General features: G+C 65.6%; 16 protein-coding genes. 13 read left to right on the top strand and 3 right to left on the bottom strand.

What is annotated here, in order from left to right; all coding sequences use genetic code 11:
* The first annotated feature begins 29 nt into the window (after positions 1 to 29).
* From AC5Y4F_RS00690 to AC5Y4F_RS00650, 9 genes are all read left to right on the top strand, one after another.
* Positions 30 to 1,799, top strand: a complete 1,770-nt coding sequence (locus AC5Y4F_RS00690) for a thiamine pyrophosphate-binding protein (RefSeq protein ID WP_067939503.1) — start codon at positions 30 to 32, stop codon at positions 1,797 to 1,799.
* 14 nt (positions 1,800 to 1,813) lie between these two features.
* The gene (locus tag AC5Y4F_RS00685; protein WP_197520689.1) at positions 1,814 to 2,893 is read left to right on the top strand and encodes a ketopantoate reductase family protein; all 1,080 of its coding nucleotides are present in this window, start codon (positions 1,814 to 1,816) and stop codon (positions 2,891 to 2,893) included.
* A gap of 18 nt (positions 2,894 to 2,911) precedes the next feature.
* Positions 2,912 to 4,405 (top strand): aldehyde dehydrogenase, encoded by a 1,494-nt coding sequence (locus AC5Y4F_RS00680; protein ID WP_499994586.1) that lies wholly within the window; start codon positions 2,912 to 2,914, stop codon positions 4,403 to 4,405.
* Between the two features lie 64 nt (positions 4,406 to 4,469).
* Positions 4,470 to 5,102 (top strand): TetR/AcrR family transcriptional regulator, encoded by a 633-nt coding sequence (locus AC5Y4F_RS00675; RefSeq protein ID WP_082947785.1) that lies wholly within the window; start codon positions 4,470 to 4,472, stop codon positions 5,100 to 5,102.
* Between the two features lie 136 nt (positions 5,103 to 5,238).
* Positions 5,239 to 6,270 carry a phosphotransferase family protein gene (locus AC5Y4F_RS00670; protein ID WP_067939510.1) on the top strand — a complete coding sequence of 344 codons (1,032 nt, stop codon included), beginning with the start codon at positions 5,239 to 5,241 and terminating at the stop codon, positions 6,268 to 6,270.
* Between the two features lie 293 nt (positions 6,271 to 6,563).
* Positions 6,564 to 7,622: an amidohydrolase family protein gene (locus tag AC5Y4F_RS00665; protein ID WP_067939668.1), complete on the top strand. Its 1,059-nt coding sequence runs from the start codon at positions 6,564 to 6,566 to the stop codon at positions 7,620 to 7,622.
* Complete coding sequence (locus AC5Y4F_RS00660; protein ID WP_156750218.1) at positions 7,619 to 8,035, top strand: Rieske (2Fe-2S) protein; 417 nt, start codon at positions 7,619 to 7,621, stop codon at positions 8,033 to 8,035. Before AC5Y4F_RS00665 ends, AC5Y4F_RS00660 begins: the two co-directional genes overlap by 4 nt.
* Positions 8,036 to 8,039: 4 nt before the next feature.
* On the top strand, positions 8,040 to 9,098 hold the full coding sequence (locus AC5Y4F_RS00655) for an amidohydrolase family protein (RefSeq protein WP_499994583.1): 1,059 nt from the start codon (positions 8,040 to 8,042) through the stop codon (positions 9,096 to 9,098).
* Positions 9,098 to 9,910: an SDR family NAD(P)-dependent oxidoreductase gene (locus AC5Y4F_RS00650; RefSeq protein ID WP_499994581.1), complete on the top strand. Its 813-nt coding sequence runs from the start codon at positions 9,098 to 9,100 to the stop codon at positions 9,908 to 9,910. The genes AC5Y4F_RS00655 and AC5Y4F_RS00650 overlap by 1 nt, the downstream gene beginning before the upstream one ends.
* A gap of 97 nt (positions 9,911 to 10,007) precedes the next feature.
* Here the strand turns inward: AC5Y4F_RS00650 and AC5Y4F_RS00645 are convergent, their stop codons facing one another.
* Together AC5Y4F_RS00645 and AC5Y4F_RS00640 are read right to left on the bottom strand one after the other, a co-directional pair.
* Positions 10,008 to 10,475, bottom strand: a complete 468-nt coding sequence (locus AC5Y4F_RS00645) for a nuclear transport factor 2 family protein (RefSeq protein ID WP_499994579.1) — start codon at positions 10,473 to 10,475, stop codon at positions 10,008 to 10,010.
* Positions 10,475 to 11,461, bottom strand: a complete 987-nt coding sequence (locus AC5Y4F_RS00640) for an LLM class flavin-dependent oxidoreductase (RefSeq protein WP_082947789.1) — start codon at positions 11,459 to 11,461, stop codon at positions 10,475 to 10,477. Before AC5Y4F_RS00640 ends, AC5Y4F_RS00645 begins: the two co-directional genes overlap by 1 nt.
* 117 nt (positions 11,462 to 11,578) lie before the next feature.
* On the opposite strand from AC5Y4F_RS00640, the gene AC5Y4F_RS00635 reads away from it, so the two are divergent.
* From AC5Y4F_RS00635 to AC5Y4F_RS00625, 3 genes are read left to right on the top strand one after another with little or no spacing between them, the layout of a single operon-like run.
* The gene (locus AC5Y4F_RS00635; protein ID WP_499994574.1) at positions 11,579 to 12,283 is read left to right on the top strand and encodes a hypothetical protein; all 705 of its coding nucleotides are present in this window, start codon (positions 11,579 to 11,581) and stop codon (positions 12,281 to 12,283) included.
* Positions 12,284 to 12,325: 42 nt separating this feature from the next.
* A complete protein-coding gene (locus AC5Y4F_RS00630; protein ID WP_067939525.1) occupies positions 12,326 to 12,745 on the top strand; it encodes a hypothetical protein in 420 nt (139 codons plus the stop codon).
* 38 nt (positions 12,746 to 12,783) lie between these two features.
* The gene (locus AC5Y4F_RS00625; RefSeq protein WP_156750219.1) at positions 12,784 to 13,011 is read left to right on the top strand and encodes a hypothetical protein; all 228 of its coding nucleotides are present in this window, start codon (positions 12,784 to 12,786) and stop codon (positions 13,009 to 13,011) included.
* On the opposite strand, the gene AC5Y4F_RS00620 is transcribed toward AC5Y4F_RS00625, so the two are convergent.
* Complete coding sequence (locus AC5Y4F_RS00620; protein ID WP_082947790.1) at positions 12,997 to 14,211, bottom strand: zinc-binding dehydrogenase; 1,215 nt, start codon at positions 14,209 to 14,211, stop codon at positions 12,997 to 12,999. The genes AC5Y4F_RS00625 and AC5Y4F_RS00620 overlap by 15 nt on opposite strands.
* A 114-nt stretch (positions 14,212 to 14,325) precedes the next feature.
* Here AC5Y4F_RS00620 and AC5Y4F_RS00615 point away from each other — a divergent pair, with 114 nt between their 5' ends.
* Positions 14,326 to 15,990: a flavin-containing monooxygenase gene (locus AC5Y4F_RS00615; RefSeq protein ID WP_067939529.1), complete on the top strand. Its 1,665-nt coding sequence runs from the start codon at positions 14,326 to 14,328 to the stop codon at positions 15,988 to 15,990.
* The last annotated feature ends 7 nt before the right edge of the window (positions 15,991 to 15,997 follow it).

Here is a 15,997-nt window from a genome sequence, read left to right as displayed (position 1 = left end):
GCGCGTGCGCAGACGGCTTGAATAGGGACATGTCGACAGACCAGTCGGTCGAATCGCCACCCGAGGCACCGTTGTCGGGAGACGATGGTTTCGCCGCCGCTCTCGCGGCTCGCGACGTCCCGTACCTGTTCAACCTCCCTGGGACGCAAACGCTCTCGCTGCTGCGCAAGATGGCCGAGAACCCTGACGGTCCGCGGGCAATTTTCATTCGCCACGAGCAGGCCGCCGCTTACGGCGCGATCGGCTACGCGAAGGTCACCGGCCGCTCGGGGGTTTGTCTGGCCGTGCCGGGTCCGGGTGCGACCAACATGCTGACCGGCGTTGCGTCGGCGCTGGCTGACGGGATCCCGCTCGTTGTCGCGACACCGCAGGTGCCCTCCGAGCTGCTGGGCCGTGGCGTCCTGCACGACGCGGACCTGCGCGCATTGTTCGCGCCGACAGTCAAAGCGGTGGTCGAAGTCGACGCACCCGAGGACCTCGGGCCCGGGCTTGCCCGTGCGATCGACCTGGCGGTGACCCCACGACACGGCCCTGTACAGCTGCTTTTCCCGTCGAGTTTTCTGGTGACGCGCATCGATGGGTTCGAGCTGCCAGACGCACCCTATGGCGTCCAGCAGCCGGCGATCGCCGATCTGGACGCGGCGCGGGCTCTGCTGCAAACGGCGCGGCGACCGGTCATCTGGGCCGGCGACAGAGTTCACTTCGCGGGCGCCCGGGAAGCGCTGCGGGAGCTTGCGGAGGCGCTCGGCGCGCCGGTCGTCACCGACGAGATGGCGCGCGGCGTCTTCGCTGAAGATCATCCGCTGGCGATGGGCACGGCATCGTTTCGGGCGATGCCCGAGGTGCTCGCGGAGGCCGACGTATGCGTCGCGGTCGGCACGGCCTTCCCGGAGTGGTCGACGGTGTCATGGACGATGCCGGTGCCGCAATCGCTCGTGCACCTCAACGACGAGCCCGGCGTCTTCCACGTCAACTACCCGGCCACCGTCACAGTGGCCGGTGATCTCGCCGCGTCGCTGGCCCACCTCGTCAGCGCTTTCGCCGGCCACACCCTGCCGCGAGACGACTGGGGAGCCGCACGGGTCTCGCGGGCCAGGGACAGCGGCATCGCGGCCATCGCGGCCGACCGTGCCGAGCACGTCGACGAGGGTCGTGGCATGCACCCCGGCGATGTCGTGAGCGCGCTGCGTGCGGCGCTGCCTGCAGACGTCCTCGTCTGCACCGACGGCTCGGCGACGGGCAACTGGCTCAGCGAGGAGAGCTTTCCTGTCCTTGCCAGCTCCGGGATGCTGCAGTCCGATGTCTTCAAAGAGACCGGGTCCGCACTCTGCGCCGGCATGGGCGCGAAGCTCGCCGCGCCACAGCGCGAGGTGGTCGTCGTGCAGGGTGACGGCGGCCTCCTATTCCAGCTCGGCGAGCTGGCGAGCCTGTGCCACAACGAGATCAAGCTCATCGTGGTCGTCTTCGATGACGGCTTCTTCAACGCCGATCGCATCTACCAGGAATACGTGTTCGGGGGCCGAGAGTCCGACTGCGCTCTGTTCAACCCGGACTTCGCTGCGGTGGCGACGGCGTTCGGGCTGCACGGCGAGAACGTCACCTCGGTGGCCGAGCTCGACGCGTCGTTGCGGGATGCACTCAAACGCAACTCGTCGACCGTGATCGCAGCCGCGATCGACCCAATGGCACTGCCCTATCGACTGCGCTCCCGTATCGAGGTATGGAGGCGCCGTACCGCTGCCGCGCAGGCCGTCACCGCCGACTCCGGGCACAACGGCGCCCGCGTCACTGCGTCGTAACCATGGCCCAGGTCATGTCCGAGGCTGGTCCGAGCACCTGGGTCGTCGGTATCGGCGGCATCGGCGCCACCCTCGGGTGCCGCCTGGCCCGCGACGGCGACGTGCTGCTCGTCGACGGGTGGGAAGAGAACATTGCCGCGATCCAAGACCGCGGGTTGGCGGTGGAGTATGCGGACGAGACGGTGATCGCGAGGGCACCTGCGGTGACCCTCGATCGGCTGGCCGGTGCCAGGGGACCGGCTCCGCACGTGGTGATCCTTGCTGTCAAGTCCTATCAAACCGCTGAGACGATCGGGATTCTCAAGCCGTTGATCGGGTCCGAGACACAAGTGGTTTCGGCGCAGAACGGGCTCAACGAGGATACGATCGCCGACCTGATCGGAACTGAACGCACGGTCGGCGCGATCTGCCTGTTCGACGGCCAACTGATGGAGCCGGGGCGGGCGCGCCAGCGGCGTACCGACGGCAAGATGGTGATCGGCGACTTAAGTGCTGCCCCTGAGCAAAAGCGGCAAGTCCTGCAGGACATTGCACGGCGGCTCCGCCCGGCCGTGGACGTCGAGATCAGCGGCAACATCTATGGCGAGTTGTGGACCAAGGTCATCCGCAACGGGATGATCAACGGCGTGTGCGCGCTGGCCGGCGCCGACGTCGGGACCGCTGCCGGCGATGACGACATGCTGAGCATCATCGTGGCCCTCGGGGTCGAGGGGGTGCGAGTCGCGCGCGCGCTCGGTGTGACGCTCATCGAGGCCGATCTGTATGGCGCCAGCGTGACCGACTTCGAACGGGGGCTCAACGATCCGGCGAGTTATGAGCGCGTGGCGGCGAAGGTCCGCGCGGAATATCTGAGCTTCGCGCGGGTGATTCCGTCCATGGCGCAGGATGTCGCGAAAGGACGGCCGACCGAGATCGAATATCTCAACGGCGTTGTCGTCGCCAAGGGTGAGATGTTGGGGCTTGAGACGAAGGTCAGCGCGGCGCTCGTCGAGGCCGTCAAACGGATCGAAGGCACCGAGCATCGGTCCGCGGACGGCAGCTCGGCGATCGAGGCGCTGGCCGCGTTGGTCGCTCGGCTTAGGAATGGAGGCTGACGATATGAGGCCGGCGACATGAGCGTGATCGATCGCCCGCCGATCAACCTGCGCCATCTTGACAAGCTTTTCATCGACGGGCAGTGGGTCGTGCCGTCCAGCGACGCGAGAATCACCGTGATCGACTCCGCCACCGAGATGCCGGCGTTCACCGTGCCCGAGGCGCAGGCGGCCGACATCGCGCGAGCCGTGGCGGCCGCACGCGAGGCGTTCGACACCGGGCCGTGGCCGCGCTTCACCCATGAGGAGCGCGCCTGGTACCTGCGCGCGATTGCGGCCGCACTCCGCGAACGCAGTGAGGAGATCGGCGGCCTGTGGCCCCGCGAGGCCGGAGTGCTGCACAGCATCGCCCGCGAAATCGCCGCGGGCGCCGCCTGGCGGTTCGACTTCTACGCCTCGCTTGCCGACACGTTTCTTTTTGAGGAGGAGATGGCGCCGACCGCGGGTGGCGAGTTCGGACTGCTCGTCCGCGAACCGGTCGGAGTCGTCGGTGCGATCGTGCCATGGAACGCGCCACTCGGACTGATGTCCAGCAAGCTGGCGCCCGCACTGCTGGCCGGCTGCACCGCAGTGCTGAAGTTGTCACCCGAGGCCCCCGGCGAGGGCTACGTGCTCGCCGAAATTGCTGAAGACGTCGGGCTGCCGCCCGGCGTGCTCAACGTCGTCACCGCCGACCGTGAGGTGTCCGAGCTTTTGGTGCGCAACCCCGGTGTCGACAAGATCTCTTTCACCGGATCGACGCTGGCCGGGCGACGAATCGCTTCAATCTGCGGCGAGCGGATCGCACGCTGCACGCTCGAACTGGGCGGCAAGTCGGCGGCCGTCGTCCTCGATGACATCGATCTTGGGCGCGCCGCCCAGGCACTCGCGTCTGCCGAATGCTCGATTTCGGGCCAGGTGTGCTCCTCGCTGACCCGCATCGTCGTCTCGCGTCACCGCCACGACGAACTGGTCGACGCACTGTCGTCAATATTCTCCGAAGTGCGGGTCGGTGATCCCTTTGATGCCCAATCCCAGATGGGACCGTTAGCCTCAGAGCGCCAGCTCGAACGCGTACTCGGCTTTATCAGCACCGGGGTCGAGGAGGGTGCCACCCTGGCAACGGGTGGCGGTCGACCGGCCGACCACGTACGGGGCTACTTTGTCGAGCCGACGGTATTCGGCAACGTCGACAACGCCTCGACGATCGCGCGCGAGGAGATCTTCGGCCCGGTGCTCAGCGTCATCCCGGCGGCAGACGAGCGCGACGCCGTGCGGATCGCCAACGACACGATCTACGGACTCAACGCGTCGGTGTTCACCGATGACGTCGAGAGAGCGCGGTCCGTGGCCGCGCAGCTTCGGTCGGGTACCGTAGGACACAATGCATTCCGCACCGACGTCGGGATCGCCTTCGGCGGTTTCAAACAGTCGGGCATCGGTCGGGAAGGCGGTCGCGAGGGGCTCTACCCGTACCTCGAAACCAAGACCGTCATCCTCGACGGGCGGCCAAAGCGATACGGGGCGGGGTAAGCGATTCTCGACCGTCTATTCGGTCGGCTTGACCGCACCGATCGCGCACTGTTAACCTGCGCCGATGGCTCCCCGGAGTAAGACCGCGGCCGCCGCGTCCGGTGGGGCAGATACGACAGGGTATGACCGCAAACGCCGCGACATCGCCAAGGCGGCCGCCAAGGTCTTCTACAAAAAGGGTTACCTTTCGACGAACGTCGACCAGATCGCGGCCGCGGCCGGTCTGCGGAAACCTTCGCTCTACCACTACTTCAAGAGCAAGAGCGACATCTTGTTCGCGATCCACGAGGAATTCATCGACGTCCTACTCGAGAAGCAACAGGCCCGGCATGACGGTGCGCGCACTGTTCGCGAGTCGCTGACACAGGATATGGCCGACGCGCTCGGCTTGCTCGATAGCCACCACGGGCACCACCGCGTCTTCTACGAGAATTTCGACGAGCTGCCTCGCAGCCAGCGCAATACCATCCTGGCCAAAAACCGGGATTACTACGCGGCTATCGAGGACAAGATCGAGCGAGGCATCTCCAACGGAGAGATACGCGACCTGCCCCCCCGGATGATCGCACTGGCCATGTTTGGGGCATGCAATTGGGCGTACCAGTGGTATCACCCTGGCGGAGCGATGACGACGCGCGAGATCGCCGAGATGTTTGCGACCATCTTCTTTGACGGGATCGCCGTATCGGGCGACTGAGGCCGGCCCCGAGAAGAGCCCGGCTTTCGGCGAGGAAGACCTTCGGTTCGGGCGCGTCTTCGTGGGGCTGATCCCTTCCGTTTGAGCCACCATACCGACCGTCTGGACGGTCGAGATTGTGGTAGCGTGACCCGCCGTGGCGCCTTCGAAGCCGTCGTTGTCCAAGGCGGAGCTGGAGGTCGGGCTGCAACGACTATGCCGCGCACGCACGGGAGACCGAGCGGCGCGGGTGACCGATCTTCGACCGGTTGGTGGGCACGCCGGCCTTACTCTGGGATTCGATCTTCATTGGACGCCGGAGGCGCGGACTCCCCGCAATGAGGCACTGATCGTGCGGCTTGCGCCGCCAGGGGTCCGCGCCGCGGGCCCGGCCGACGTTGTGCGCCAGGCGCGCCTGCTGCGCTGCCTGAGCTCGCTCGGTGTGCCGGTCCCTGGTGTGCGATGGTCTGGCTCGGACACGAGGTATTTCGGCACGCCGTTTCATGTCGTCGAGCACATCCACGGGCGAACGTTCGGGCTCGATGAGCCCGACGGGACGCGTGAAATGGGCGACGTCCACAAGGTTGGCCGCGACGCGATCCGCCGCCTGGCGGAGCTGCATCGGCTGGACCCGGCCCGAACGGCGTCCGTGTTGGATGAACCACTGGACCTGCAGACGGATATCGTTCGCTGGGACCGATTCGTCGAGCGCGCAGGAGACCCACATCTCGTCGTCGACATCCCCGAGCTGCGTTCGAAGTTGCGCGCGCGAATGCCGCGGGCGCCGCGGATCGGCATTGTGCACGGCGACTATCAGTGGTCCAACGTACTCGTGCGCGAGGAGCAGATCGCAGCGATCCTCGATTGGGAATTGGCGGCCGTCGGACCGGTATTGACCGATCTCGGGTGGTTGTGCCTTTTTAGCGAACCCCAATGTTGGAGCCCCCCGATCGTGTTGCCTCCGTTGCCCAGTCCGCGGGAACTCGTTTCCGAGTACGCGCGCCAATGCGGTGATGACGTCGACGAAATCGACTGGTACCGCGCGCATGCCGCATATAAGTTCGGAATCATTGCTGCACTCAACCTCGGGCTGCACCTGCGCGGCAAACGCCACGACCCGTTCTGGGAAGAGCTCGCCCCGTCGGTTCCGCAGATGATCAGGCACGGGATCGCGCTGATCTCCACCTGAGCCGACCATCACCGCGTCGCAAACCCGTGCTTGACAGTGCACCGCGGGGTTTCGGCGGCGCCGGTCGTGCCGCTGTCCGGGTTTGACTTCCGGACACGTCGCGATAGCATCAGAGATGCCAACCCGACCGAACGGTCGGGCGGAAGCAATACCCGGGAGAGAATTGTGAGCCGCCGTAATCGCTTCTGTTCTGCGCTGGTGATGCCCTGATGACGTCGACGATCGCGCATGGCCCTACCGAAGTCCGCCCACAGGACAGCACCGATTCGAGTGGCACTGCGCCAAATCGACCGTTGACCATCGATTGCGACGTTCATCCGACGCCGCACGATTTCGATGAATTTCTGAGCTACGTGCCGGAGCCGTGGCGCAGCCGCGAGGCCATGGCCTACAGCACGCGTGGCGCAGGCACCTCCTACAGCTACTACGTCCCTGGCGGTTCAACCCGCAAGGAAGCGATTCCGAACACCGGTGGCCCGGCGGCGTCCGACCCATATCTGACTGCCGAGCAGTTGCTCGAGGGAATCGGTGTGGATATCGCGATCCTCTTGTCGCTCGTCGCTCGACCTGTGGCCAACCCGGTGCACGAGTCGGCGTTGTCCGAGGGCTCCAACCGGTGGCTCCAGGAGCGCTGGCTGCACGGTGAGTTTGGCGACCGCTATCGCGGCGCGATCCGCGTGTGCGCTGACGCCCCGGATCGCGCTGTCGCTGAGATCGCGCGCGCACACGACGCCTCCGACCGCTTCAATTCCGTGCTCGTGGTACCCAATGTGCTGCGGCCGCTCGGCCACGAGCCATACATGCCGATCTACGAGGCGGCGGCCGAGCGGAGGCTTCCGGTCGTCATGCATCTCACCCGGCCCGCCGGAATGGCGCTTGGCACCCCTGTTGGATTCCCGCAGCACTTCGTGGAAGTGCAGCCGATGTACTCGCTGCTATACGCCACCCACCTCGTGAGCATGGTCTTCAACGGCGTCTTCGCGCGCTTCCCGGATCTCCGGGTCGCCTACGTCGAGGGGGGTATTGCCTGGGTGCCTGCGCTCATGCGCCGGATGGATCGCAACTGGGAGGGTCTGCGCTCGGAGGTTCCGTGGGTAACGAAACCGCCGTCGGAGTACGTCGCCGAGCAGGCTTTCTTCACCACCCAACCGATCGAAGAGCCGCTCGAGGGACCCGCTCCGCTCATGGAGGCTTTCGCTGGCGCCGAGCACCTGCTGACTCGCAACATTCTGTTTTCGACCGACTATCCGCACTGGGACGCCGACGAGCCTCGTTGGGTGCTGCGCCAATTCCCAGCCGAATACCACGACGCGATCCGCGGCGCCAACGCCCGCGCGCTGTACAAACTGTGAGCGCGCCAGCCGGGCCCCGGGTTGAGCACTTCGACTGCGGTCCGCTCGCCGATCTCGAAGACGGCGGCATGACGCTCGTCGACGGGCCGGACGGGAGCATCGGCCTTTTCCGGCGCGGAGTCACGGTGTACGCACTGCGCAACTGGTGCCCACACAACGGCGGACCGGTGTGCCTGGGCCCCGTGACGGGCACCAACGTGACCAAGGGCGGCTACGAGGTCGAGCATGTGCGTGAGGGTGAGATCCTCAAGTGCCCGTGGCACAAGTGGGAGTTCGAGCTCGCGACGGGAATGTCGATCACCAAGCCCGTCAAGAAGGTGGAGTCTTACCGGGTCATCATCGAGAACGACCGGGTGTACGTGGTTATCCGACGTCTCAGGAAGCGAAAGAATGTCGATACGACCCACGATTGATTGCGTGGTCCATCCATGGCCGGGCGCCTCCGAGGACATCCGCGAGTTCTTGCCCGCACGCTGGGACGGGCAGCCCATCCCGATGATTGGACGTTACTTCTACCCGCCGTCCATCCCGGAATGGACGCCGATTAGTGCTGACGACTCTCGGCCGGCGACGTCGAGCCCCGAGCTGCTCGCCGAGTCGTGGGATACGGCGATCTCGACAGACGGGGCGATCCTCGTCCCGTTGACACGTGGTCTGATTCCCGAGCCAGACCTCGGGCCGGCGGTGTGCAGGGCGACCAACGAGTGGCTGCGCGCCCAGTGGCTGGACCACCCAGCGTTGCGCGACCGCGTGGCCGGTGCGGTGCGGGTCGACCCTGAGGACGCCGTCGCCGCGGTCGCAGAGCTGGATCGGGTCGCCGACGATCGACACTTCGTGACAATCGCGGTGCCATTACAGGGCCGCGAACCATACGGTAGCCGGCGCTACCTGCCGGTGTGGCAGAAGGCAGCTGAGCTCGGGTTCGCCGTGACGATCTTGGCCGACGGCGGCTGCGGCATCAACCAATTCCCGACTATGGCCGGATATTGCGACCACTACGTGGAGTACAACTCCCTGTTGCCGTGGACCGCGGCGATGGTCCACCTAGCGAGCTTCGTGGGTGGCGGTGTGTTCGAACGCATCCCGGAACTGCGGATCGTATTTCTCGACGGCGGCGCCGACGTCGTGTACCCGTTCATGTGGCGAATGGACAAGCCTTGGCGCGGCGTCCGCTACCAGGTGCCGTGGATCGAGAAGCACCCGACGGAGTATCTCGCCGACCACGTGCGCTTCTGTGTCCAGCGCGCCGAAGGGGCTGCGCTCCCGGCGGCCAGCCTTACGTCGCAGGCGGCCGGACTGACGGTGTACGGCAGCCGTTTTCCGCACTGGGACGCCATCACCCCCAAAGAGGCGAGTGCGGGTCTGGACGCCGACGCCGCCGAGAGATTGTTACGTGGCGCAGCGGACTTCTACGGAGGCCGTTTCGCGCGGTGGGCCGCAAAGCTTCCGGCGCGGCCCGGGCTGTCGGTGAGTTAGTGGCCGGCGCTGGCTCGGAGCGCGCGACCTCGCCGAACTTTGACCTTGCGGGGCGGGTGGCGATAGTGACCGGCGGCAGCCGCGGACTCGGACGCGCGATCGCGTTCGGGCTGGCGCGGGCCGGCGCCGACGTCGTGATCACCAGCCGTCGCATCGACAGCTGTCGCGAGACCGCCGCGGCGATCACCGAGGAGACCGGGCGCGAGGCGCTGCCGGTGGCCTGCCATGTCGGGGACTGGGACCAGATCGACGATCTGCTGGCCGAGACGGAGAGCGCGTTCGGTCGAATCGACATTCTTGTGAACAATGCGGGCCTGTCGCCGATCTACCGGTCTGCTGCCTCGGTCTCAGAGGATCTGTTCGACAAGGTGATTGCGGTCAACCTCAAGGGGCCGTTTCGGTTGATGGCGCTCGTAGCCGACCGGATGTCCCGAAGCGGGGGCGGGGCGATCGTGAACGTCAGCAGTGTCGCCGCGCAGTGGCCGCGCGGCGATGCGATGCCGTACGGCGCGGCCAAGGCGGGGTTGAACAATCTCACTACTGCGTTCGCCCACGCGTACGGCCCCGTTGTGCGCGTCAACGCCGTGCAGCCGGGTGCGTTCTTCACCGACGTAGCCAAACATTGGGACATGGAAGCGTTCGCCAGGCATTGCAGGGGAATCGCCCAACGGCGCGGCGGCGAGCCTGACGAGATCGTCGGCGCTGTCCTGTATCTGGTCAGCGACGCCGCCAGTTACACCACCGGGGTGACGATCCCGGTCGACGGCGGCTATTGGCAGCCGTTCGAGCTCGCCGCCCGCCCCGATGCGTGAGCCGGCTCGTCGGGGAATCGCATCGGGATGCGGCTGAGCAACTCGAGCGTTTCGCCCGGCACATAGTGCCCGCGCTTCGCTTGGCCGGCGACAATCCTCAATCGGACTCCTGGGGCCCCGCCCGCATCTCTCTCAGCCGGCTCGTCAGGGGTACGGAATTGCCCTGCGACCAAGTCACTCGCAGACGTCGATGGGCGATGCGCCAGCCTTCGGGCGTTCGCACCAGCTTGTCGTCGTAGCGGCCGCCGATGACGTAGTGCTCGCCACCCGGGGCCCCGCGGCTAACGTGCTGGGCCTGCAGGTCGCAGGCGCAATCGGCGCGGTCACCGTCGATCGTGCACCGGGGGTTGGCAATCAGGTGTTGGGTAACGTCAAAGCCCGACAGCACGCCCTCCGCGAACGCGACGATCGCATCGATTCCGCTGAGCGTGGCCCCGACCTCACACACGGCGTCATCGGTGAAACACGTTCGCAGGAGCTGCGAGTCGCGATCGTCCAGTGCGTGTGCGTAGCGGAACAGCACATCGTGGATGGCGAGTCGGTCGACTATTTCCTCCGTTGGCATCAGGCACCGAGCCTGGGCAGCACCTTGGACTCGAAGAGCTCCAGCGATTCCCATCCCAAAGCCGGCGGCATGCCGCCCATCAGCGGCTTGAACATCGCCCCGCCGCGCTGGGTGATGGCCTGCACCGCTTCGTCGGGCGTGAGCACCTCGTACATGCCCGGGGCGCGCAGGTGGTCGGGGTTGGAAATCTCGGAGTAGGGCGAGGCGCTGTTTGTGGCCGCCCAGCGGCCATAATCGTTCATCTCGTACATCGCGTGTTTCCCTATGGTCGCCCATGCTTTCTCGGGGTCCTCGGCGACGTGGAAGAACAACACCATTCGCGCGCGGTTGTCCGCTGGTGGCGGTGCCGCCTTGCCCAATTTCTTGCACTCGGCGATGTAGAGGTCGTACAAGTGGGGGACCAGCGGTTCGTACCCATCGGCGAACTGCGCCGCCCGCACCGCAGTGGCGGGTACCGAGCCGCCGAGATAGATCGGCGGAGAGGGATTCTGCGCAGGTCGCGGCAGGATGCGCACCGTCGCGCCGCGAAATTCGAAGGACTCGCCGGTCCAGGCCTGCTTCACCGCTTGGAGCGCCTCCTCCATCATCGACGGGCGCTTCGTGATATCCAGGCCGAATTGCTCGTATTCCTCGACCCGGTAGCCGGCGCCCACGGTGAACAGTGTTCGCCCGTTGGAGATCAGGTCGAGCACCGCCGCGTCCTCGGCGAAACGCAGTGGGTGGTACAGCGGCAGGAGGGCTACGTTCGTGCGGATTCTGAGGTTCTCGGTGACCGCGGCAATCCCGGCGCCCAGGACGAGCGGCGATGGCAGATACCCGTCGTTCGAGGCGTGGTGTTCGAGCAGGTTCACGTCGCGGAAGCCCCGTTTGTCGGCCCACGCCGACATCTCGATTGCGGCTCGGTACAACTCGGGCGCCGGAGCGCCGAAGTCCGGGGCGCGCATGTCGAACAGAAGCGAGAACGTGTACTCAGCGGGACTCTGCATGGACGGATCGTAGTCCGATTGTTGAATAGATTTAGAAATCCAAGCTCTTCCTTACCGGCTTTCGAGTTAGGTTGCCTGAAGCGTGCGGTGCGATCCGACAGGGCTAAGGAGGCGCGAATGAGTGCGTCAATGAACCGCATCTGCATTTGGTTGGGGCCGATCGGAACGCTGATCATGATCATCGGACTCGCGATAGCAGGCCTCCAGGTGGCGCCGTCGCCGGACGCGCCGGTGACGTTCTACACCGACCACCGGGACGCGATTCAGGCGGGGCTCATGGTCGCCATGCTCGGGGGCGCGCTGTACCTGCCGTGGATGGCAATGCTGGCTCGCTCGTTCAAGCTCGCTGAGGGGGATCGCTCCGGGATGGCGTACCTGCAGCTGGCGTTCGGAATCACCTTCACGATTCTTGTGGAGTTTCCGTACTTGCTGTTGGAAGTTGCGATCTACCGGGCGGGCACCCCGGCCGCTGTTGTCCAGGGCTTGGTCGACACGGCGTGGATAATGGCGGCCGGCTTCGGCTACACCCACGTGGTAGCGGTGCTGCTGACCGGCATCTACATCGTTCGCGAGCAACGTATGCTGACCGTGTTCCCAGGGTGGCTCGGATGGTTGAACATCGTCTGTGCGCTTTTGTCAGTGCCCTCCTTTTTCGCGGGAACCGTGACCTCGGGGGTGATGGCCTGGAACGGCATCGTGGCGTTCGGGTTTCCGTCAGTGGGGTTCTTCCCGTGGTATCTGGCGTGGACGTACGTGCTGCTGCGCATGGAGCGGCGAGCGTCGGCAAACGCGGGTACCAGGCCGGTCGCCGCCGGGGCCTGACGCCCTTATTGATGGGATCTAGATAAGGCGATCGGGAGTTCGATGAATCGCACTTGCATCTGGCTCGGCCCGATCGGCACCGCGATCATTTATGTCGGGCTGTCGATGGCCGGCCTGGCTGTCGCGCCGTCGCCGGACGCGCCGGTGGAGTTCTACACGGGCAACCGGCATGCGATTCGGGTGGGAATGGTCGTCGCCATGTTCGGCGGCGCTCTTTACGGGCCGTGGTTGGCAATGCTGGCGCGTGCCTTCAAACTGGCCGACCGGGGCCGGTCGGGATTCGCCAACTATCAAATCGTGTTCGGCGTTTTCTTGATGATCGCGACGTTGGTGCCGTTTTACCTGCTAGAGGTCGCCGTCTTTCGGCCCGGCGCCTCGCCCGACGTCGTCCAGGCATTCGTCGATGCGGCGTGGATCATGGTGCTGGGATTCGTGTACGCCCCGTCTCGGCCGTCCTGCTGACCGGTGTGTACATCTTGCGGGAGTGCCGCGGATCGCGGATGTTCCCCCGCTGGCTCGGGTGGTTGAACGTGGTCGTGGCGCTACTCAGCGTGCCCGGCCTGTTCACGGGCACTGCGACGGCAGGGGTGCTGACGTGGAACGGCATCGTGGCGTTCGGTATACCCTCTGTCGCGTTCTTCCCGTGGCTCGTCGCGTGGACCTATGTGCTTCTGCGCATCGAGGGGCTGGCGCAGGAGTCGGGATGCGAACCCTCAGCCCTCACGTGAAAAGTCGATCGCGACGCGGGCGGACTCGCCGCGGTGAATCAATTCAATGCCCTCGTTGATCTCTTCCAGCGAGATCGTGTGCGACACAACGTCATCAAGACTGATCTTGCCTTCGACATACCAGTCGACGTAGCGCGCAGCGTCCTCGACTGTCGCGCTTCCCATCTGCGACCGCCGCCAGGTGCGGTTGCGAAGCGTGTTCAGAGAGATGCCGAGCGGCGCGCTCTCGGGAATCATGCCGACCGATACGACCTGTCCCCAGCCGAGACTGACGCAGGCGAAGGCCTGCTTGGTCAATTCGACACTTCCGACGCACTCCAAGGCATGATCGGCCCCCACGCCGGTCAGCTCGATGATGCGGGCCACGGCGTCCACCTGCTTGGCGTTGATGAAGTCGGTGGCCCCGAACCGCCTCGCGATCTCCTCCTTTGCCGGGTTGACGTCGACAGCGATGATGCGGCTCGCCCCCGCCAGCGCCGCGCCCTGGATCGCGGCCGCCCCGACGCCACCGGCGCCGAAGATCACGACCGAATCACCCTCGCCGACCTTGGCGGTGAGCAGCGCGGAGCCCAGTCCGGTGGTAACCCCGCACCCGATGCAGCAGGTCGGAATCGCGGGAGGCGCGTCACTGACTTTTGCGATCTGGTCGTCGCGCATGACGCTGTACTCCGAGAATGCGCCGACGCCGAAGAAGTCGGCGATCGGCTTTTTACCGGACGAGAACCGCGTCAGCTGCGGGTCGCGGAAGGTGCGCTGGAATTCCGCGCAGAAGTTCGTGCGCCCGGAGCGACAGTAGGCGCAGGTCCCACAGTGCGGGATCACGAACGGCACCACACGGTCGCCGGGCGCGAACCTCGTGACCGCGCTTCCGCAAGACACGACACGAGCGATCCCCTCGTGGCCGAAGATGACAGGGAACGCGTGCGGAAAGGCGCCGGAGGCGAAGTTGAGGTCGGTGTGGCAGATGCCGGCCGCCTCGAACTTGACCAGCACCTCGCGCTCGCTGGGGGCTGCGACGTCGACCATCACGATCGCGAGCTCGGCGCCGGGCTCGAACGCTACGGCGGCGCGCGACGTCACTCCCGGCGATGCGGCGCTGCGCTGGTCCGGCGGTTCCTGCCCTTGCATCTCGGACTCCTTCGTCGCCGCGGGGCGGGGGGCGATTGCGGCCCGCGTAACGGTGACCGGTGGCGGCCGCATCCATGTTATGTTAGACCGACCAGACGGTCGAATACCCGGAATGGGTAGGCGCTTGATGGTCCTCGGGACCAGAGCTCCCGCGGCACCGGCAGCGCACTTAGGGAGACAGAGATCATGGTGTCAAGCAACACCGCGGCTCAAAACGGTGAGAACCCCAGAGTCGACGGCGAAGCCGACGTCATCGTCATCGGTGCGGGATTTGCCGGCCTCTATGCGCTGTATCGGTTGCGCGGAATGGGTCTGTCGGTGGTAGTGCTCGACGCAGCCGACGACATCGGTGGGACCTGGTATCTGAACCGGTATCCGGGCTGCCGATGCGATGTGGAGAGCCTCGCGTACTCGTACTCGTTCTCACCGGAACTCGAACAAGAGTGGGACTGGTCGGAACGCTACGCGACTCAACCCGAGATATTGAGCTACATCCGCCATGTCGCCGATCGGTTCGACCTTCGTCGCGATATCCACCTGAACATGCGAGTGGAGTCGGCGCACTGGGATCAGGATGCCGAGCGTTGGCGCGTCGGCACCGAGCATGGCAACCGCTGGACGGCACCGTATCTGGTGACCGCCGTCGGCTGCATCTCCGCGCCGAAGTTACCGGACATCGAAGGCTTGGACAGGTTCACAGGGGAGCGCTACCACACTGCCGAATGGCCGCGCGAGGGAGTGGATTTCACCGGCAAACGGGTCGCTGTCATCGGCACGGGATCCTCGGGCGTGCAGGTGATTCCGATCATCGCGGAGCAGGCAAAACAGCTCACCGTTTTTCAGCGGACGCCGGTCTTCACCATCCCGGCGCAGAACCGCCCGTACACCGAGGAGGAGCGCGCGGAGATGAAGGCGCGCTACCAGCAGTACCGGGAGGAGTCGCGCTGGACGACTTTCGGGACCGCCGGTCACAGGCCAACCGCGGCGGCACTCGAGGTCGATGAAGAGACTCGCCGCAACACCTACGAGGGTGCATGGCGGGTGGGCCGGGTCAACGAATTGCTGGGCGCTTTCACCGATCTCATGGTCGACGAGGCGGCCAACGATACCGCGGCGGAATTCGTCCGCGAGAAGATCCGCACGATCGTCAAGGACCCGGATGTCGCTGCGTCGCTGATGCCGACCGACTATCCGTTCGGTGCCAAACGGCCGTGCATGGACACGAACTATTACCAGACCTTCAACCGGCCCAACGTATCGCTCGTCGATCTGCGCAAGGAGCCGATGAAGACTCTGCTGCCGAACGGCATTCGCACGTCGAAGGCCGAGTACCCTTTCGACACCCTCGTGCTGGCCATCGGGTTCGACAATTTCACGGGCTCGCTGCTGCGGATGAACATACGGGGTCGAGGCGGCATCTCCCTCAATGATCACTGGGCCGACGGTGCGCGTTCCTACCTTGGGCTCGCGGTCGCCGGCTTCCCGAACATGTTCACGATCACCGGTCCCGGCAGCCCCTCGGTGCTGAGTAACACGATCGTCTCGATCGAACAGCACGTGGATTGGATCAGCGCGTGCATCGGTTATCTCCGCGAGCACTCGATCTCCACGATCGAGGCGCGGCCGGATGCCGAGGACAGCTGGGTGAAGCTCGTCAGCAAGCTCGCGGAGAAGACGCTGATGACCAAGGCGGACTCGTGGTACCTGGGTGCGAACGTCCCAGGCAAACCGCGGGTTTTCATGGCCTACCTGGCGGGGGTGGGGAACTACCGGAAGACCTGCGACAGCGTGGCCGACAACAACTACGAGGGATTCACGTTGACGCCGGCCGGGGCGACGCTCTACGCATGAACGTCGA

The organism is Mycobacterium sp. NGS56 (assembly GCF_059812425.1).
Note: the sequence above shows the minus strand (reverse complement) of the source record. Positions and strands in the feature narration are given on the sequence as shown.